The sequence below is a fragment of the Janthinobacterium sp. TPC_1 genome (genome assembly GCF_056037845.1).
The window spans coordinates 6276014-6295068 of sequence record NZ_CP195157.1; the positions used below are offsets into that span (position 1 = coordinate 6276014).

Consider the following 19055-nt stretch of genomic DNA (forward strand, 5'->3'; position numbering starts at 1 on the left):
CAGGCCGCCGAGGCGGCGCGTGCCCGTCAGGGTTGGTCGAGTGCCGCTTGCAACTCCGTCAAGTCATAGGGCTTGCGCAAGACACTGGCGGAAAAGCCCAGTTCATCCATCGATTCCTTGCCATAGCCCGTGGAAAAGATGATGCGCATGTCCGGTTTTTCGCGCAGCACCATGCGTGCCAGCGCGATGCCGGACATGCCGGGCAGGCTGACATCGGTAAACAGGATATCGAAGTCTTGCTCATTAAGCAACTCCCACGCCGCCTCGCCATCGGACACGCCGCTGACCGTGTGGCCCAGCATGCCCACCAGTTCGCACACCATCAGCTGGGAATCGAGATTGTCTTCCACCACGAGTATCTTCATCGATGTCGGCATGTCCCCCTGCGGTTCCGGCGCATGGCCCGTCAAGTCCAGTCCCGGCGTGCCGCTTCCCCGCACGCTGGCCGCCGCGCTGCCGGTCGCCAGCGTGCCAGCCACGGGCGCACCGGACCGTTCAAACTGGCGCGCGCGCATTTGCTGCTGGCGGTTGGCCAGCACATGGCGCAGCTTGCGCGCCAGCTCTTCGCGCCGGTATGGCTTGCTGAGCAATTCCACGCCCGCGTCCAGCCGTCCTTCGTGCACGATGACATCCTGCGCATAGCCGGACGTAAACAGCACGGCAATGTCGGGCTGCAACTCGCGCGCCTGGCGCGCCATCTCCGTGCTGCTGACGGGGCCGGGCATGATCACGTCCGTAAACAGCAAGTCGATCTGCGCGCCGCTGTGCAGCACGGCCAGCGCGCTTTCGCCATCCTCGGCCTTGAGCACCGTATAGCCGAGCGCCCCCAGCATGTCGACCACGGTGGTGCGCACGCCCACGTCGTCTTCCACCACCAGCACGGTTTCCGTGCCGCCCGTGACGACGCCGCTCAATTCCAGTTCCTCGTCCGCTTCGGCCATCAGGGAACGGGGCAGATAGATTTTGACTCCCGTGCCCACGCCAGGTTCACTGTAGATGCGGATATGGCCGCGGCTTTGCGTGACAAAGCCATACGCCATCGACAAGCCCAGGCCCGTGCCCGCGCCTTCCGGCTTGGTGGTAAAGAAAGGCTCGAACGCGCGCTGCAGCACGGGGCCGCTCATGCCGCGGCCCGTGTCCGTCACCGACAGCATCACGTACTGGCCCGCCGGCACGTCAACCAGATTGTGCACATACTGTTCGTCGAGCACGACGTTGCCCAGCTCGATGGTCAGCTTGCCCACGCCATCCATGGCGTCGCGCGCATTGATGGCCAGGTTCAGGATGACGTTCTCGATCTGGCTGCGGTCGACCAGGGTATTCCACAGCCCGCCGCCGCCCACCAGCACGATGTCGATCGCTTCGCCCAGGGCGCGCCGCAGCAGCGCATCCATGTTGCGCACCACGCGCGCCAGATCGGCCACCACGGGTTTGAGCGGTTGACGCCGCGCAAACGCCAGCAGGTGCGACGACAGCTTGGCGCCCCGCTCGACGGCGGCAATCGCCGTGTCCAGGCGTTGGCGCATGAGGCCATCCGTGCCCGCCAGGTGCTGCAGCAAATGCAAATTGCCGGAAATGATTTGCAGCACGTTATTAAAATCGTGCGCGATGCCGCCCGTCAGCTGGCCCACGGCTTCCATCTTTTGCGCCTGGCGCAAGGCGTCTTCGGCCTTGGTGCGCTCGCTCACTTCCTGTTCGACCCGGTGCTCGAGCGTTTCGTTCAATTCATGCAGCGCCTTTTCCACGCGGCGCCGCTCCGTGATGTCCGTCTTGACGGCGATCAGGGAACGCGTATGACCCTGCTCATCGACGAGGCGACTGACATTGCTCGACACCCACACTTGCGAGCCGTCGGGCTTCAGGTAGCGCTTTTCCAGCGAGAACGACTCGCCCGTTTCCACCAGGCGCCGGAACAGCACGCCGTTGCCGGGCACATCCGCCGGATGCATGATGTCGTTCATGTTCAGGCTCAGCAACTCTTCGGCGGAGCGGCCCAGCATGCAGCACAGGGCCCCGTTGACCCGCTGGAAACGGCCGTCGAGGCCCAGCTCCGACAAGCCCACGGAAGCCTGTCCGAAAATGGCCGCCATGCGCTCCTGGCTGGCGTTGAGTTCATCCTCGATCTGGCGCCGTTCCGTCACGTCGAACGACACGCCCACATAGCGGCGCTGTCCCGGCACGCGTCCGGCGAACACCTCGCCCTGGCGCGCGATCCAGCGCAGCGCGCCATCGGCGGACGGGACGGCGGATGCGGTACTCCACGTATTCCAGCGGATTGGGCGCCAGATCAAGCTTGCTGGGGCCAACCTTCGTCAAGTCCCGTTCGTCAACCAGGCTCACCAGCAGGCGTTCCGTGACTTCCACCTCGTCGGCAATGCCCCACAGGCGGCGGAAGGTGGGCGACACCACCATCGCGCCCGTCTCGGGGAACCATTCGAAGGTGCCGATGCCGCCCGCCTGCTGGGCCAGGCGCAAGCGCTCCTCGCTTTCCATGCGTTCGGTAACGTCGATGCCTTCGACGAGGATGCCCGTCACCGTGCCCTCGTCATCCTTGATGGGCTGGTACACGAAGTCGATCTGGCGTTGTCCCGTTTGCCCATCCGCCGTCTGCAAATCCACTTTGACCTGGCGCCCTTCGAAGGGCACGCCCGTGCGGTAGACCTGGTCGAGCAGTTCGATGAATCCCTGTGCCTTGACTTCGGGCAAGGCCTCTTCGACGGACCTGCCCAGCAGATCGCGGTGGCCCACCAGGCGCAGATAATGTTCATTCGCCAATTCAAACACGTGACGCGGCCCGCGCAGCAGGGCCATGAAGCTCGGTGCCTGCTGGAACAGGGCGCGCAGCAGCGCCCGCTCCTCGCCCAGGCGGCGGTTGGCCGCGCGCACGGCCTCGCTCTCCATCTGCAAGTTGGCGTTGAGTTTGCCCAACTCGGCCGTGGCCAGTTTCAGCTGGCGCCCCTCCTCCATGCGCGCCGTCAACTCCAGCGCCGTGCACAGCACGCCATCGACCTGGCCATCGGCGCCATGCACGGGCGCGTAAAACAGGTCGAAACAGACGTCCGTGCGCTGTCCGTCGCGCAACAGCGGCAAACAGCATTCGCGGTGCACCTGCGTCTCGCCGCGCAATCCCGCCGCGAGGATGCGCGCGTTCCAGTCCCAGATTTCCGGCCAGACGGCCGGCACCGTGCCGCCCAGCGCCGCCGGATGGCGCGCCCCGGCGATCTGGATGTAGTCGTCGTTGTAGATCATCACGTGCTGCGGGCCCCACATCAGCACCATCGCCATGGGCGAATTGAGCACGATGTCGACGCTGGCGCGCAAATGGGCGGGCCAGCCATCGACGGCGCCCAGGCTGGTGGCGGACCAGTCGCGCTGGCGCACCAGTTCGCCCATGCTGCCGCCGCCGCGCGGCCAGGTTGGCGCGCTCATGTGGGCAGTTCCGCTTGCACGCGCACCTGGCACTGGCGCGGGATGCGCACCGTCGCCAGCGTGCCCTGCGCGGCCGTCGAACTGAGCTCAACCGTGCCGCCGTGGGCCTGGACGAACATGTTCACCGTGTACAGGCCCAGTCCCAGGCCCTGCCCCGTCCGGCGCTTTTCACCCGCCTGCTGGAACGGCTCGAACAGGGTCGGCAGCAAGGCGGCGGGAATCACGCCACGATTGGCGATGCGCAATTCAATGCTGTCGGCGGCGCGCCCGTCGAGGGCCAGCTGCACGGGCGCACCCGCCTCGCCATGCGTGAGGGCATTGCTGAGGAGGTTAGAGATGACTTGCGACAGCAAGCCCGCATCGCATTGCCCGTGCAGCTCGCCCACGCTGCTGAGCTCGATAAGCGGGGCTTGGCCGGCCGTCTCGAATTCCTCGACGATGGCGCGCGCCAGCGCCAGATAGTCGTGCGTACTGCTGCGCAACTCCATCGTGCCGGAACGGATGCGCGCCAGGTCCAGCAACTGGTCGACCATGCGCGCCATGCGCTTGGCGCTGCTTTCGATACGCTGCGCCGTGACGATCACCTTCGGGTGGTCGCTCATCATCGGCAACAGCATGGCGCCGTTCATGACCACCGACAGGGGCGTGCGCAAGTCGTGGCCCAGCACGGCCGTGAACAGTTCATTCAGGTGCAGCGCATGCTTGAGCTCGTCGAGCTGGGCCGACAATTCACGCTTTTGCTGGTATAGCTGCACCAGCACCGCCACCTTGCTTTGCAAGGCTTTTACGTCGATGGGCTTGTACACAGGAAATCGACGGCGCCCGCCTCGTAGCCACGGAAACTGTAGCTCGGTTCGCGCGAAGCGGCCGTGAGAAAAATCAAGGGAATGCTGCGCGTGCGCTCGCTGCCGCGTATCAGTTCGGCCAATTCAAAACCATCCATCTGCGGCATTTGCACGTCGATCAGGGCCAGTGCCACTTCATGCGTCAACAGCAATTCCAGCGCTTGCGCGCCCGAGCTGGCTTTCAGGATGACAATGCCAGGCCGCGCCAGCACGGCTTCGGCGGCGACCAGGTTTTGCGCGATGTCGTCAACGACGAGGATATGGATAGGTGCGGTCACGGAGTAGTCTTCAGGCATCGTCACGGCAAGATGCCATAATATTTCGATATGGATATAAATATTGCTTCAGTTTTTGCATATATTACACGCACTGCACCACTCCCATTCACTTGTCCCCCGCGTTGTCCAGCAAGGCCAGGCTGGCTGCCATTTGCGGCAAATCGAGCACGCGGTCGGCGCGCCCCGCTTGAGCGCGGCGGCCGGCATGATGCCGCAACTGGCCCGCTGCGGGTCTTGCACCCAGGCACTGCCGCCCAGCTGCCGCACGCGCGCCAGGCCCGCCGCGCCATCGGCCGAGGCGCCCGTCAGGATGATGGCCAGCATGGCGCGCCGGTAGGCGTACGCTGCCGTTTCCAGCAGGACATCGATGGATGGACGCGAAAAATACACGGGCTCTTCCTGCGACAAGGAAAAACAGCCATCGGGCTCGACTTGCAGGTGGTAATCGGGCGGCGCGAAATACACGGTGCCCGCTTGCAGCGGTTCCTTGTCCTGCGCTTCGCGCAAAGGCAGCTGGCAACGTTCCGCATACAGGTGCGGCAACTGGCTCGAGCGGCCCGGCGCCAGGTGCAGCACCACCACCACGGTGGCACGGCAGGTGGCGGGCAAGGCACGCAGCACGATGCCCAGCGCTTCCACGCCGCCGGCCGAAGCGCCGATGGCGATCAGGCGCAGGCCAGGTGGCGGCGGCGCCACGTCGCAGGTCGGCAGCATGTCAGGCACGCTGGAAGATGCGCTCAGCCGGGCTCAGCTCGTTGAAGCTGGCAGCGTGGCGGCTGAAATGCAGGCTTTCCTTCATGCCCAGGCCCAGGAAGCCCCGGTTTACCAGCGCTTCGTGGAACAGGCCCAGGCTGCGGTCCTGCAAGTCTTTATTGAAGTAAATCATCACGTTACGGCAGGAAACCATGTGCACCTCCGAAAACACGCTGTCCGTCGCCAGGCTGTGGTCGGCGAAGACGAACTGGCGCCGCAAGCGCCGGTCAAAGATGGCGCCCTTGTAGGCGGCCGTGTAATAGTCGGACAGCGAGCGCTTGCCGCCCGCCAGCTGGTAATTCTCGCTGAACTGGGCGATGCGCTCGATGGGATAGATGCCCGCTTCGGCGGCGGCCAGCGCTTCCACGTTGATATCGGTCGCATAAATCATGCTGCGTTCGAGCAAGCCTTCCTCGTCCAGCAAGATGGCCAGCGACCAGACCTCTTCGCCGCTGCTGCAGCCGGCCACCCAGATCTTGATCGAGGGATAGGTGTGCAGGATGGGCACGACTTTTTCGCGCAAGGCACGGAAATACGCGGGATCGCGGAACATCTCGCTCACTTGCACCGTGAAGAATTGCAGCATCTGCGCGAACATGGCCGGCTCGTGCAAGATGCGGTCCTGCAATTGCGACAGGCTGGCGCAGCCGAAGCGCTCCATGGCCTGGCGCATGCGCCGGCGCAGGGACGCCACCGAATAATCGCGGAAATCGTGCTGATAGCACAGCAATATTCCTTCAAGCAACAATTTCAGTTCTATATCGAAAATATCATCATCTAACAACATCCACCTCATCGGATACCTGACCGTTGAATACCGTGCAACCTGCCAAATGCTAGCAGATCGCCGGCGATTATCCCGCAGGGAAAACATCAGTTAGGTACGCTGGCGTACACTCGCGCGTCTTTTTTCAGGCATCCACGCCCTTCATGCCTTCGTCCGTGTAGCGCGCGCCCGCCGCCATGCCCAAGGGAAAGGCCGCGTTCATCGCCGCCAGTTCCGCGCCGTCCAGCCGCACGGCCAGCGCGCCCAGGTTGTCATGCAGATAGGCAATGCGCTTGGTGCCGGGAATGGGGATGATGTCGTCGCCTTGCGCCAGCAGCCAGGCCAGCGCCAGTTGGGCCGGCGTGCAGCCTTTCGCGCGCGCCAGGTCACGGACCAGCGCGACGATGGCCTGGTTGCGCGCCAGGTTGCCGGCGGCGAAACGGGGATTGAAGTGGCGGAAATCTCCCGCGTCGAGACTGGCCGCATCGGCGATGGCGCCCGTCAGGAAACCGCGGCCCAGCGGGCTGTAGGCAAAGAAACTGGCACCCACCTCGCGGCAGGCGGCCAGCACGCCCTGCTCCGGCTCGCGCGTCCACAGCGAGTATTCGCTCTGCACGGCCGCCACGGGGCAGATGGCCGCCGCGCGCCGCAAGGTGGCGGCGCTCACTTCGCACAGGCCCACGGCGCGAATTTTTCCTTCTTGCCGCAGCTGCGCCAGCGCCCCCATCGAGTCTTCCAACGGCGTGTCCAGGTTCAGGCGGTGCAGATAAAACAGGTCGATGCTCTCCACGCTCAGGCGCGCCAGCGACGCCTCGCACGCCTGGCGGATGTAGGCGGGGGAATTGTCGACGCGGCGCGCATAACTGCCCGGCTCGCGCGCCAGGCCGCACTTGGTGGCAACCAGCGCCTGGCCTGGGTGGCGCGCCAGGAAACGTCCCAGCAATTGCTCGTTGTGGCCGAAGCCGTAGGCGTCGGCCGTGTCGAACATGGTCACGCCCGCCGCCAGGGCCGCTTCCAGCGTGGCCATCGATTGCGCCTCGTCCGTGGCGCCATAGAATTCCGACATGCCCATGCAGCCCAGGCCCAGTGCCGAGCTGTTCAAGCCGCTATGGCCGATGCGTCGTTGTTGCAGTTGCATGTTGATCTCCCTCAAGTGTCAATGCGGCCAGTCTGCGCCGCGCCGGCTGGCAAGGGAATGCGCAATTTCGTGATACCTTTCTGATATGAGAGCCCTCGACACCCATGCATTGACCCTGTTTTGCGCCGTCGCCCGCTGCCTGAACTTCCGCCAGGCGGCCGAGCAATTGCACATGACCCAGCCGCCCCTGTCGCGCGCCATCCGGCTGCTGGAAGACCGGCTGGGCGCGCGCCTGTTCGAGCGCGACACGCAGGGCGTCGCCCTGACGCAGGCGGGCCGCACCCTGCTGCCGCAGGCGCTGCATATCCTCGATTTGCTGGATGCGGCGCAAGCGTCGCTGCAGAGCGATGCCGCCCCGGCACGCCTGCGCCTGGGCCTGACCAGCTCCGTGGCGGCCGGCCTGTTCCGCCCCCTGCTGGCGGCGCTGGAAGGACAACTGGGCAGTATTCGCCTGGAACTGACGGCGGCGCCCTCGCCGCGCCTGGTGGCTAGCGTGCGCAAGGGCCAGCTGGACGCGGCACTGCTTGCGCTGCCCAGCGCCACGTTCGAGCTGGCCGTGCAACCGCTGGCGCGCCAGCCCATGATGCTGGCCCTGCCCGCCGGGCACCGGCTGGCGAAGAAGCGCAAGCTCAGTCTGACCGACATCGCGGCAGAACCGATTTACTGGTTCGAACGGGCGCGCCAGCCCGCCTTCTTCGACCATTGCCAGCAGGTATTTCGCCGCCATGGCTTCGCGCCCGCCTTCCTGCGCGAAGCCGTGGACCACCACGTGCTGCTCGGCGACGTGGCGGCCGGCAAGGGCATGGCGCTGCTGGCCGATTCGTTCCGCGCGCTGCGCCTGGCTGGCGTGGCTTACCGGCCCTTGCTGGAAGGAGAAGAACTGGCGGCCGGCATCGGCCTGGCCTGGCGGGAAGAACACGGCCATGCGGCCATGCCCCTGCTGCGCCGGCTGGCGCAGGAACACCTGCAAAAGCGAGGGCCGCACGCGGATGCGCCAGACGCGCTACCATAAGGCCTTCCCCATTTTGCGCGCCCACCACGACCATGACGTTTACCCTCAGCGACGCCGCCTACGGCACCGACACCCCCGCCGCCAAGCAAGCCATGTATGCGGACCTGCGCTCGCAATTGCAAGGCTTGCTGTCGGGCGAAACCGACTTCATCGCCAATACGGCCAACTTCAGTTCGCTGGTCTTCAATACCATGCCGGGCCTGAACTGGGCTGGTTTCTACTTTCTGAAAGGCGAGGAACTGGTGCTGGGGCCGTTCCAGGGCAAGCCGGCCTGCATCCGCATCAAGAAAGGACGCGGCGTGTGCGGCACCACGGTGGTCGAAGGCAAGTCCATCGTCGTGCAGGACGTGCACGCGTTTCCCGGCCACATCGCCTGCGACGTCAATTCGCGTTCGGAACTGGTGGTGCCCGTTTTTGCGCAAAATCAAATCGTCGGCGTGTTCGACCTCGACAGCCCCTTGATCAGCCGCTTCGACGAGGTCGACGCGCAAGGCGTCGAATCGCTGGTGCGCGTGCTGGAAGCGGCTATCGTCGCCGAGTAATCAGTTGCCGGACTTGACGGCGATGAATTCGCCCTTGCCGACAGTCGCCAGACACGTCGTGTAGCGGCTGTCGGCGCGGATGGCGTCAAGGAACCCCGCCATGTCCGCGTAGTGCGAACTGGCGTTGTCGACCACCAGCACGCCGCCCGCCGCCAGCGCGCGGTCCAGCTGCGGCCACCACTGTTCGTATTGCTGGCGCGCGGAATCGAGGAAGATGAAATCGTAGGCGCCGTCCGCCGCATCGCGCAGCACGTCGCCCGCGTCCGCCAGCAGCTGCCCGATTACGCCTTGCAATTGCGCGCGCGCAAAGTTGGCATGCGCCATATCAAACTTGTCCTGCGCCTTTTCCACCGTCACCACGCTGCCGCCCAGCGCCTGCGCCGCGCGCGCCAGCCACAGGGTCGAGTAACCGTTCGAGGTGCCGATTTCCAGCACCCGGCGCGCGCCGCGCGCGTGCACGAGCACGGCCAGCAGCTCGCCCGTGTCGCGCGTGATGTTGAGCATGCGGCTGGCGCGTTCCGCGTGCGCCGCATCATTGGTGTTGCCGAAGGCTTCGAGTTCGCTCAACAGGGTATCAATGTCCGGCATGATGGCTCCTTGTGAAAAACATCAGCATAGCAAAAAAACTAGGCGCTGGCGCGACGCAGGGGGCGCTTCAGATATTGCACCATCACCACGCCCAGCAGGGTCACGCCGCCGCCGATCACGTCATAGCTGTGCAAGGTTTCACCGAGGAACAGCATGGCGATAATCACCGTGAACACGGGCAGCAGATTCATCAGGGTGGTGGCGCGGCTGGGGCCCAGCTTGGCCAGGCCGTGCATCCACAGGAACGGCGCGATGATGGAGGCGGGGATGCCGGCAAACAGCACCAGCGGCAAGCCGGCGCCGGTGACGGGCGGCGCCGACTGGCTCAGGTAATACACGCACAGCACGGGCACGGCGCACCAGACCTGAATCAGCAAGGAGTGCCAGTTATTCAGGGGAATCTTCCAGCGCTTGAGCAGCACGCCGTAACCCGCATACGACAAACACGCCAGCAGCATCAGCGCGTCACCCACGGCCGCGCCATGGGCGAGCAGCGCGGCCGGGTCGCCATGGCTGAGCAGGTAACCGAGTCCCAGCAAGGACACGAGGCCGCCGAACACGCCGCCCACGGTGGGCGCCTCCTTCAACACCAGCACGGACAGGCCCACGGCCAGCAGCGGCATCATCGATGCCAGAATGCCCATGTTGGTGGCCGTCGTCGTTTGCGCGGCGATGTAGGCGAGGCATTGGTACATGACCATGCCCAACATGCCCAGCACAAACAGTTTCCCCAGATACGGTTTCACCACGGCCCGCTGCTTCCACACGGGGCGGGCAAACACGAGCGCCAGCAGCACGCCGGCCAGCAGCCAGCGGTAAAACGAGATGGCGGCCGGGTCGATCACGCCGACGGCCAGCTTGCTGACGATGGTATTGATGGCCCAGATCAGCACGGCGATCACGGGAAACAGATAATGCTTGGCTTTCATGCAAGTACTCCACGATTCAATGACCGCCATTTTCGCATGGTCTGATTCCATGGATATAATGAAAACCGGACAATCGATGCGAAGAACAGGACAAAGACACCATGGCCAGCAACCAGCATTTCCCCGCCGTTTCCGACACCCTGCCCTATCCCGTGTACTTTCGCCTCGACGATTATCACGCGCATCAGCAGTTCGATTACCAGAGCCATCCGTGGGGCCAGCTCACGTATTGCTCCACGGGCGTGATGGAAATCATGGTGGCGGGTCAGCGCTATCTGTCGCCGCCCCAGTACGCCGTGTGGATACCGCCGGAAACTTTGCATGACGGCTATATCCGCCAGGATGTCGTGTTTCACTCTGCCTACATCGATGCCAGCCTGTGCGCGCAGCTGCCGGCGCAGCCGTGCGCGCTGGTGCTGAGCCCCCTGCTGAAAGCCATCCTGGCCGACTTCGCCGAAAGAAACGTCACCACGCCCGCCAGCGCAGCCGACCGGCGCCTGGCGCAGGTGCTGGTCGACCAGTTACAGCTGGCGCCGTGCAGCCGCAACTACCTGCCCGGCAGCGACGAACCCGTCATCGCGACCTTGCTGGCGGCCCTGCAGGCGGAGCCGGGAAGTAACCGCTCACTGTCCGAATGGGCCACGCAATTGCACGTTACCGAACGCACCCTGGCGCGCCGCTGCCAGCGCGAACTGGGCATGCCGTTCGGCGAATGGCGCCAGCGCCAGCGCTTCCTGGCCGCCCTGCCGATGCTGGAACGGGGAGAAACCGTGCAGGCGATCGCGCTGGAACTGGGCTACAGCACGGCCTCCGCCTTCATCGCCATGTTCCGCCGCCAGAGCGGCGGCACGCCGGACCAGTTCCGCCGCGGCCTGCGCTGAAAAAGCGGGTCCGCTTTGTCATGCTTTGTCATATTGGGATGCTAAAATTCAAACATCTTTCCAGAGAGCAAAAGGATGCGCATGAACCCCAGCACCGAGACGGCCCATGAAACCCCAGGCAGCGAGGATGCGCCGCAGGTGACAGAGACGGCCGTGACGGCGCCAGCGCCCCTCACGCTCGGCAAGGAGGAAGTCCCCACCGTGTTGGGCAAGCTGCGCACGCTGGTGCAGGACAAGACGCGTTTCGAGCCGCATGACATCACGCCGCTGGGCGAGGAAGACGTGCTGCAGGATTTTTCCCTGCAAGCCAATTACGCGCTCGAGGCGCGCTTCGAGCAGCGCGTCATCAATGGCTATTTTGCGCCGACGGGAAATGACTGCCGCTGTGGCTCCCACGAGGTGGGAGCACTCGCTCACGCGCAGGAAAAGGAGCGGCTGCGCCGCGCGGCAAGCAAGCTCGACGCGGCCCTGCGCCAGCCGGGCCAGGCCTACAACGGCGTCGAAGCGGGCGTCTACCTGCCGCACGCCGTCAAGTACTGGCACCTCGATACCTGCAGCCCCTGTTCCGGAAAAGGCCGCATCGGCTGCCACACCTGCCACGGCGCGACGACGGAAACGTGCTGGAACTGCCACGGCGGGCGCACCGTCAGCTGCGACGCCTATGGCTGCTACGGCAGCGGCAAGGTGTCGTGCTCGTATTGCAGCGGCAGCGGCACGGTGTCCGAGCAAGTCATCGACTACATCACGGTGCAAGTGCCCACTACCACCTACAGCAACGGCAGCTCGCACACCAGCTACCACAGCGAAACGCGGCCCCAGTACCGCACCGAATACCGCTCTTGCTACCATTGCAGCTACGGCAAGGTCAGCTGCAACACTTGCCACGGTTCCGGCAACATCAATTGCGGCACCTGCCGCGCCAGCGGCAAGATCACGTGCCGCACCTGCAGCGGCGTGGGCGACTTGCGCTGCAACCCGTGCGACGGTTCCGGCAAGGTGGGCAAGGCGGCCTGGGTCGACGTGCACGTGGCGCCCGGCTACAGCGTCAGCCTGCCCAAGCAGGCGCCCGACGACGCGCGCCGCATCCGCGACAAGGAGAGCGTGCACTCACTGGCGGCCATTGCCAGCAGTCTGGCCCTGGCGAAAGTGAGCATTTACAATGAAGACCAGCCGCAGGAAGTCGACGCCCTGTATGCGGCCAAGCTGCGCATCGTGCGCCTGGATGCCGCCTGCAACGGGGAAAAGCACCACCTGGTGGCGTACGGCACGGACTTGCGCTGGCTGACCCTGGACGACATCGTGGAAAAGCTGCTGCGCGGCGACCTCAAGGCGCTCAGCGACGCGCTGGCCGGCAGCTTGGATGACGGCCTGTTCTCGGCCCACGTCCAGGGTTTATTGACGCCGCTGCGCGACGTGGCCGCGTCGGAATTGAATGCGGACGTGATCGAATCGGTCCTCAGCGGCGACGCGGACCATGCGCACGTCGATGTCGTCTCGGCCGAGTATGCGCAGAACGTGCGCACCTGCGTGCTCGGTGCCCTGCGCCAGGTCTACACGCGGCTGGCCAAGCAATTCTGGTGGGAAAAGCGCGCTGGCCGCGCTGGCCGCCGCCATCGCCACCTGGTTCTTCGCCGGGCGCGGGGCCGCCGCCGTCGCCGGCTTGCTCGTCACGGGCGCCGGCTACTGGCTGTTCAACCGCAAGGTAAAAAACGTGCTCAGTGAAGCGCTGGGCGGCGAGCAGCAGGCCGAGCGCGCCATGGGCATCGCCGGCAAGGGCCGCCGCAACCAGCTGGCGCAAGTGCTGATCCTCGCACCCGCCAGCCTGGCCGTGCTGGCCGCCAGCTATGGCTTGCCCGTGCGCGTGCGTCCCGCTGCGCCGCCGCAGCAGGCGGCCATGGCGTCGGCACCCGTCGCGCCCCATGCGCCGGCCGCCGTGCCGCAGGACGCAAGTGCCGCCAAGGCCGTCAAGCTGTACGAAAATGGCGACAAGGCGCAGGCGCTGGCCATGCTGGAAAACCTGGTCGGCAAGGGCGACGCGGGCGCGTATGGACTATATGGCTGGATGCTGCTGATGGGCGAAGGCCAGAGCGGCCCCGCCACGGCGCCGACGGCGCGGCAGCGCGAAGCGCGCCAGGTAGCCGCCAAGCCCCTGGTCGGCAAGGGCCTGGTGAAGAACGACAGCTACGCCTTGACGGCGAAGGGCGTGATGCTGGCCGAAGGCTGGCAGGAGCCGCGCAACATGGCGCGCGGCCTGGATCTGCTGAAACAGGCAGCGAACAAGGGCAATGCGCAAGCCATGCATCTACTGGGCCTGTACCACGTGCGCGGCTACCAGATTCCCGTCAACCACAAGGAAGCGCGCAAATGGTTCACCCTGGCCGCCGACAAGGGCAGCGCGGGCGACATCTATAACCTGGGCCTGATGGACTGGGAAGGCGCGGGGCTGAAACGCCCCGACCGCGCCAGCGCCATGCAGCGCTGGAAGATCGCCGCCGCCATGGGAGAAGAGCGCGCGATCAAGGCCGTGGCCCAGGGACAGCCTTAAGCGGCGGCTGCCGCCAGCGCCTGCAGGGCCATCGGGTTCGGCGTCGGTTCGCCGATTTTCGTCAGCAGGTTGCGGTCCGTGTGGTGGAACGGTTCGTCCTTGCCGCGGATCAGCATGACCGTGTCTTCGTCGTAGCCCCAGGTGCCGTCCGCGTGGATGTCGACCTTGATGCGGTATTCGACGGTGGTGAACGCGTGTTCGAGGAAGGGGTTCGAGCAGATGCCGTAGGCCGTCGAATCGCGCTTGGCCACCAGTTCGAAACTGGTGGCGTCCGCCGTCGTCGTGCCCGAGGCCATGGCAATCTGGCCGCGCGGGATGGCCAGGGTCTGGATCACGGCGCCAGTGGCCGGCTCCCACAGCCAGTAGCCCACCTGTTCATGATACGTTTTGACCTGGTCCGGCTTGGTGATGTGGATGTAGTAGCGCAAGCCGTAGAACAGTTGCGGGCCGTTGGTGACGGGGTCGATCGGCTGCAGTTCGATGCGCTCGACGAAGGCCTGCTTGCGCGGGCCGTCGGCTTTCGGCTTGACGTCCAGGCCACGCGTGCCCGTCCAGATGCCGGCCATGCCCGTCAGGGGGCCCAGGTTGTTCAGGGTGTGCACGTCGGCGGACGGCTCGGTGTAGATATCTTCGGGAAAATCGCTCATGCGGAAGTCTTCAAAATGGGGCAACAGTGCTTGCCGCCATTGTAAGACGCAGGCCGCTATCTGGGAAAGAGCGCGATGTGGCGTTCGATGAACAGCAAGGCCGCTGTCGCCAGCAAAGGGCGCTGCGATTCAAACATGGCTGCAGCGCGCGTTTGCAGCAGATTGGCGGCCGCCTCGGGCAAGTTCAATTCGCCTGCGATGAACGCCGCCACCGCGTCGATATTCGCGTACAGGGCGCTGTCGAAGCCTTCCCAGTCCACATAGGCCAGCCACTCGGCCAGCATCACCACGCCGGCGACGGGCGGCGCCAGGGCCGCGATGCGATCAAGGCGCAGCACGCTGTCGTCGCGGATGCCTTCCTGCTGCAGCACTGCCAGCGCCACGTGCTGCAGCGCGTCTTCCGGGTCGTGCCGGTATTTGTTCAGCAGGCGCTGCGTCAAGCTGGCACTGGCCGCATCCATGCTCAGACCAGCGGCTCGGTCGAACCGGTCAGGGTGAAAATCTCGAAACCCGTTTCCGTCACGGCCAGCGAGTGCTCGAACTGCGCCGACAGCGAACGGTCTTTCGTCACCGTCGTCCATTTGTCGGGCAAGACCTTGACCTGGTAGCTGCCCACGTTGAGCATCGGTTCAATCGTGAAAATCATGCCCGGTTCGAGCACGATGCCCGTGCCGGCGCGGCCATAGTGCAGCACTTGCGGCGTGTCGTGGAAGACCTGGCCCACGCCATGGCCGCAGAAGTCGCGCACGGAGGAAAAACCCTGCGCCTTGGCCACCGCCTCGATGGCGGCGCCCACGTCGCCCAGGGTGGCGCCCGGACGCACGGTGTGGATGCCGGCCATCATGGCGTCGTACGCCGTGTTGACGAGGCGGTTGGCCAGGATGGAGAGACGGCGCCCACCTTGAAGGTGCGGCTGGTGTCGCCGAACCAGCCCTGGAACTTCGGCGTCACGTCGATGTTGAGGATGTCGCCCACTTTCAGGATCTTGGTCTCGGACGGGATGCCGTGCGTGACCACGTGATTGACGGAGATGCAGCTGGCGTGCTTGTAGCCGTGGTAGTCGATGGTGCCGGGGATGGCGCCGGCGGCGCGCATGAATTCCTCGCACAGGGCGTCGAGTTTGGCCGTCGAGACGCCCGGTTTCACGAAAGGCGCGATGTAGTCGAGCGTGTCGGCGGCGATGCGGCCGGCCGCGCGCATGCCGATGAAACCTTCTTCGTCGTGCAGGGGGATTTTCTTGCCGTGTTCAAGCTGGGTGGAATAGCGCATGGGGATTCTTTTCTTTGTCAGTGTGTGATGGTTTGGGTCGCCCAGCCGCGCACGGCGTCGTGCGAGGCGCGCAGCATGGCGTCGACGCTGGCAGGTATCGGCCGCTCCTGGGTCAGGTAAGGCTTGACGACGGCCACGGGGGCGTCGATCAGGACGAATTTGAGCAGCATGTGATCGAGATCAAGCTCCTTGGTGGCGGGCATGGCTTCGGCGCAGCGGGCAAAGCAGGCGTCGAGCGCCGCCTGTTCCTCTTCCACGGCGGCCAGCAATTCCTCGCCAAGTCCACTGCAGAAATCGGGGCTGTCCTCGCATTGCAGCAGGAAGCGCGCATACACGGGCTTGCGCCGGCACCAGTCCAGCAAGCCGTGCACGCCAGCCCAGGTGTCGCCGCCGAGCCAGCGGCTGGCCACCTCCTCGCGGAAGTCGCTCTTCACGCGCAGCCAGGCGCGCGCCAAAATCGCATTGCGCGAATCGAAGCGGTGATATACGGAACCGATGGGCGCGCCGGCCTTGACGGCGATGGCGGCCATCGACACGGCGCCCACGCCACACTGGGCGGCGACGGCGATCGCGCTGTCGATAAAGTTGTTTTCGTTGAATTTGGCGAGTCTGACCATTTCAAATAGAATACAGATTCTATTTGAATCCGTCAAGCGCCCCCGACATGCGCCAACATGAGTTGCCTTGCTGCCTTACAATGGTATGCACGAACCGCCACAAGGAGAATCCGCTTGCTTACGCCCCCCTTCATCGCCTCCTCCCGCTTCGACGATCCACGCCTGGCGTTGGAACAGGTGCAAGCCATTTACCGCAGCAGCATCGAACACTTGCGCGACGCGCTGCAGCGCTTTGTCGCCGGCGAAGACATGCACGAGCGCGTGCGCGCCTGCTACCCCTTCGTGCGCATCCAGACGGACACCGTGGCGCGCGCCGACTCGCCGCTGGCCTACGGTTTTGTCGCCGGCCCCGGCGTGTTTGAAACCACCCTGACGCGCCCCGACCTGTTCGGCGATTACTACCTGGACCAGTTCACCCTGCTGCTGAAAAACCATAACAGCGGCCAGAAAGTGCACCTGGAAGTGGGCGTCAGCGCCCAGCCCATCCCCGTGCATTTCTCGTTCGCCGAGCATGACCATATCGAAGGCAATATGGATGCGGGGCGCCGTCTGGCCATGCGCGACCTGTTCGACCTGCCCGACCTGTCGGCCATGGACGACGGCATCGCCAACGGCACGCACGAACCGGCGCACGGCGAAGCGCAGCCGCTGTCGCTGTTCACGGGGCCGCGCGTCGATTACTCGCTGCAGCGCCTGCGCCACTACAGCGGCACCTCGCCGCAGCATTTCCAGAACTTCGTCCTGTTTACCAATTACCAGTTCTACATCGACGAATTCATCCGCCTGGGGCACGCCCTGATGGACCGCGCGCCCGATGCGGCCGCACCCTCGGACGACGACGGCTACGTCGCCTTCGTCGAACCGGGCAACGTGGTCACGCGCCGGGTCGGACAGACGGTCGAAAGCGAGGATGCGCTGGGCGCCGCCCCGCCGCGCCTGCCGCAGATGCCCGCCTACCACCTGCTGCGCGCGGACGGCAGCGGCATCACCATGGTCAATATCGGCGTCGGTCCCGCCAACGCGAAGACCATCACCGACCATATCGCCGTGCTGCGCCCGCACGCCTGGCTGATGCTCGGTCATTGCGCCGGCTTGCGCACCACGCAAAGCCTGGGCGACTACGTGCTGGCGCATGCGTATGTGCGCGAAGACCACGTGCTCGACGAAGACTTGCCGCTGTGGGTGCCGATCCCGCCGCTGGCGGAAATCCAGCAGGCGCTGCAAACGGCGGTGGCGGAAATCACCCAGCTGACGGGGCATGATCTGAAACACATCATGCGCACGGGCACAGTCGCCAGCACCGACAACCGCAACTGGGAACTGCTGCCGCAGCGCACGCCGGAGCGCCGTTTCAGCCAGAGCCGCGCCATCGCGCTGGACATGGAAAGCGCGACGATCGCCGCCAACGGCTTCCGTTTCCGCGTCCCGTACGGCACCCTGCTGTGCGTGAGCGACAAGCCGCTGCACGGCGAAATCAAGCTGCCCGGCATGGCCAACCACTTCTACCGCGAACGGGTCGACCAGCACCTGCGCATCGGCATCCGCGCCGTGGAACTGCTGCGCCGCCAGGGCGTGGACCGGCTGCATAGCCGCAAATTGCGCAGCTTTGCGGAAGTGGCGTTTCAGTAAGCCATCGACTCCACCGGGTGGATCAACGGATCCACCCGGGCACTCAAAAAAAAAGGACATCCATGCATTTTGTTCGATGGTGCGCGCTTGCCGTGCCACTTTGCCTGTCAGCGCCCGCGCTGTCGGCAATGCTCGTCACACCCAGGCAGGTCAGCATGCACCCGATCATCGAGCGCGCCGAAGCGGGCTTTGACGTATGCGGCATCAAGCTGACCGCGACGGTGATGGTCGGGGAAAATCTGGAAAGACACGAGTTCCTGCTGCTCACTTCAGCGTCGACATTGCGGGGCACTGTCAAGGCGGGAAGGAACAGCCTGCCAGTCAGCCAGCTCAATGTGCGGCCGATACAACTCCAGCCGAAACTGCCGGGCCCCACGGGATTCTGGCTGGCTGCCGCAGGCCAGGGCAAGGCCATGCGCACGCAGACAACGCAGAGCGATGAACCTGGCTATCTGACCGGCGCCGTACCCCTGCCTGCCGCCATCGAGCAACTGGAGCACTTTGTCGCCGGTAAAAAAATGCAGTTCGGCATCGAGTATGCGGCCGACCAGCCCCAGTACGCCATCAGTTTTTCGGACAAACTGCCGCTGCCTGCACGCACCGATTTATTAGCATGCTTGCAAGGGCAACTTGAGACGATGCGCGAAAAACACACAGATATGCTGCAACAATGAAAAACGGCGCCGTGAAGGCGCCGTTTTTCATTGTTGCATCGCTTACAGGAAGCGATCCAGAATCTTGCGCGTCGTCTTGTCGATATTGAACATGTCGCGTATCAAAAAGTGGATGCCGTGGTTGTCGGCGATCAAGAGCGACGTGGCGCCGATGCGGCGGATGTCTTCCTCGCCTTTCAGCACGAACTGCGTCTCGCCCCGGTCCGTATCGACGTACCAGGTGCACGGCGTGGCGAAACTGCTCACGCTTTTCACGCGCGCGATTTCCGGCATGAATTCGCGCCCTTCCAGTTCTTCCTGCAGCAGGCTGCGCGCCGGCTCCGGCATGGCGTCGATGTGATCGATCCACGCCACTTCCTTGCCATTGCCCAGCACCAGCGAAATGCCTTCGTCGGGCGACTGGATGGGAAAGGCGCGCACGGGCGCCACGCCTTCAAAGACCTGGCCGTCCGCGTCCGTCATCACCAGCTTGCCGAAAGGGTCGCGGTGTAATGTAAAAGTTGTGCTGGCCAT

The 19055-nt window shown here is 64.8% G+C and carries 19 protein-coding genes and 2 pseudogenes; 7 read left to right on the plus strand and 14 right to left on the minus strand.

Annotated features, from left to right (window positions below):
• Positions 1 to 26 precede the first annotated feature (26 nt).
• The 7 genes and pseudogenes from ACQVLG_RS30465 to ACQVLG_RS30495 all read right to left on the minus strand — a co-directional run bounded on the left by ACQVLG_RS30465 (position 27) and on the right by ACQVLG_RS30495 (position 7209).
• The gene (locus ACQVLG_RS30465; RefSeq protein ID WP_474292267.1) at positions 27 to 2291 is read right to left on the minus strand and encodes a response regulator; all 2265 of its coding nucleotides are present in this window, start codon (positions 2289 to 2291) and stop codon (positions 27 to 29) included.
• A gap of 241 nt (positions 2292 to 2532) precedes the next feature.
• Positions 2533 to 3429 (minus strand): annotated as a pseudogene (locus ACQVLG_RS30470) (PAS domain-containing protein); the annotation flags it as partial.
• A complete protein-coding gene (locus tag ACQVLG_RS30475; RefSeq protein ID WP_474292269.1) occupies positions 3426 to 4235 on the minus strand; it encodes a sensor histidine kinase in 810 nt (269 codons plus the stop codon). The pseudogene ACQVLG_RS30470 and the gene ACQVLG_RS30475, both read right to left, overlap by 4 nt.
• Positions 4214 to 4570: a response regulator gene (locus tag ACQVLG_RS30480; RefSeq protein WP_474295851.1), complete on the minus strand. Its 357-nt coding sequence runs from the start codon at positions 4568 to 4570 to the stop codon at positions 4214 to 4216. Before ACQVLG_RS30480 ends, ACQVLG_RS30475 begins: the two co-directional genes overlap by 22 nt.
• Before the next feature lie 48 nt (positions 4571 to 4618).
• Entirely contained in the window at positions 4619 to 5266 is a 648-nt protein-coding gene (locus ACQVLG_RS30485) for a chemotaxis protein CheB (protein WP_474292271.1), read from the minus strand.
• A gap of 1 nt (position 5267) precedes the next feature.
• Positions 5268 to 6092 carry a CheR family methyltransferase gene (locus ACQVLG_RS30490; RefSeq protein ID WP_474292273.1) on the minus strand — a complete coding sequence of 275 codons (825 nt, stop codon included), beginning with the start codon at positions 6090 to 6092 and terminating at the stop codon, positions 5268 to 5270.
• 124 nt (positions 6093 to 6216) lie between these two features.
• Complete coding sequence (locus ACQVLG_RS30495) at positions 6217 to 7209, minus strand: aldo/keto reductase (RefSeq protein ID WP_474292275.1); 993 nt, start codon at positions 7207 to 7209, stop codon at positions 6217 to 6219.
• Between the two features lie 85 nt (positions 7210 to 7294).
• Between ACQVLG_RS30495 and ACQVLG_RS30500 the strand changes: the two genes are divergently transcribed.
• Positions 7295 to 8221 (plus strand): LysR family transcriptional regulator, encoded by a 927-nt coding sequence (locus tag ACQVLG_RS30500; RefSeq protein WP_474292277.1) that lies wholly within the window; start codon positions 7295 to 7297, stop codon positions 8219 to 8221.
• A 32-nt stretch (positions 8222 to 8253) separates the two neighbouring features.
• Entirely contained in the window at positions 8254 to 8763 is a 510-nt protein-coding gene (locus ACQVLG_RS30505; protein ID WP_474292279.1) for a GAF domain-containing protein, read from the plus strand.
• On the opposite strand, the gene ACQVLG_RS30510 is transcribed toward ACQVLG_RS30505, so the two are convergent.
• Complete coding sequence (locus tag ACQVLG_RS30510; protein ID WP_474292280.1) at positions 8764 to 9351, minus strand: O-methyltransferase; 588 nt, start codon at positions 9349 to 9351, stop codon at positions 8764 to 8766.
• 38 nt (positions 9352 to 9389) lie between these two features.
• A complete protein-coding gene (locus tag ACQVLG_RS30515) occupies positions 9390 to 10280 on the minus strand; it encodes a DMT family transporter (RefSeq protein ID WP_474292281.1) in 891 nt (296 codons plus the stop codon).
• A 101-nt stretch (positions 10281 to 10381) separates the two neighbouring features.
• Between ACQVLG_RS30515 and ACQVLG_RS30520 the strand changes: the two genes are divergently transcribed.
• The 3 genes from ACQVLG_RS30520 to ACQVLG_RS30530 all read left to right on the plus strand — a co-directional run bounded on the left by ACQVLG_RS30520 (position 10382) and on the right by ACQVLG_RS30530 (position 13706).
• Positions 10382 to 11161, plus strand: a complete 780-nt coding sequence (locus tag ACQVLG_RS30520) for an AraC family transcriptional regulator (protein ID WP_474292283.1) — start codon at positions 10382 to 10384, stop codon at positions 11159 to 11161.
• A gap of 81 nt (positions 11162 to 11242) precedes the next feature.
• The gene (locus ACQVLG_RS30525) at positions 11243 to 12883 is read left to right on the plus strand and encodes a hypothetical protein (protein WP_474292285.1); all 1641 of its coding nucleotides are present in this window, start codon (positions 11243 to 11245) and stop codon (positions 12881 to 12883) included.
• On the plus strand, positions 12822 to 13706 hold the full coding sequence (locus ACQVLG_RS30530; RefSeq protein WP_474292286.1) for a tetratricopeptide repeat protein: 885 nt from the start codon (positions 12822 to 12824) through the stop codon (positions 13704 to 13706). Before ACQVLG_RS30525 ends, ACQVLG_RS30530 begins: the two co-directional genes overlap by 62 nt.
• Here ACQVLG_RS30530 and ACQVLG_RS30535 read toward each other — a convergent pair.
• The 4 genes and pseudogenes from ACQVLG_RS30535 to ACQVLG_RS30550 form a co-directional block, all read right to left on the minus strand.
• The gene (locus ACQVLG_RS30535) at positions 13703 to 14353 is read right to left on the minus strand and encodes an FABP family protein (RefSeq protein WP_230541138.1); all 651 of its coding nucleotides are present in this window, start codon (positions 14351 to 14353) and stop codon (positions 13703 to 13705) included. The two genes, ACQVLG_RS30530 and ACQVLG_RS30535, sit on opposite strands and share 4 nt — an antisense overlap.
• Positions 14354 to 14409: 56 nt before the next feature.
• On the minus strand, positions 14410 to 14814 hold the full coding sequence (locus ACQVLG_RS30540) for a hypothetical protein (RefSeq protein ID WP_474292287.1): 405 nt from the start codon (positions 14812 to 14814) through the stop codon (positions 14410 to 14412).
• Positions 14815 to 14816: 2 nt separating this feature from the next.
• Positions 14817 to 15622: pseudogene (gene map, locus ACQVLG_RS30545) on the minus strand (type I methionyl aminopeptidase).
• A 17-nt stretch (positions 15623 to 15639) separates the two neighbouring features.
• The gene (locus ACQVLG_RS30550; protein WP_474292289.1) at positions 15640 to 16239 is read right to left on the minus strand and encodes a TetR/AcrR family transcriptional regulator; all 600 of its coding nucleotides are present in this window, start codon (positions 16237 to 16239) and stop codon (positions 15640 to 15642) included.
• 114 nt (positions 16240 to 16353) lie between these two features.
• On the opposite strand from ACQVLG_RS30550, the gene ACQVLG_RS30555 reads away from it, so the two are divergent.
• The gene (locus ACQVLG_RS30555; RefSeq protein ID WP_305052847.1) at positions 16354 to 17868 is read left to right on the plus strand and encodes an AMP nucleosidase; all 1515 of its coding nucleotides are present in this window, start codon (positions 16354 to 16356) and stop codon (positions 17866 to 17868) included.
• Between the two features lie 155 nt (positions 17869 to 18023).
• Positions 18024 to 18542 (plus strand): hypothetical protein, encoded by a 519-nt coding sequence (locus ACQVLG_RS30560; protein ID WP_474292291.1) that lies wholly within the window; start codon positions 18024 to 18026, stop codon positions 18540 to 18542.
• A gap of 42 nt (positions 18543 to 18584) precedes the next feature.
• Here the strand turns inward: ACQVLG_RS30560 and ACQVLG_RS30565 are convergent, their stop codons facing one another.
• Entirely contained in the window at positions 18585 to 19055 is a 471-nt protein-coding gene (locus ACQVLG_RS30565) for a cyanophycin metabolism-associated DUF1854 family protein (protein WP_474292293.1), read from the minus strand.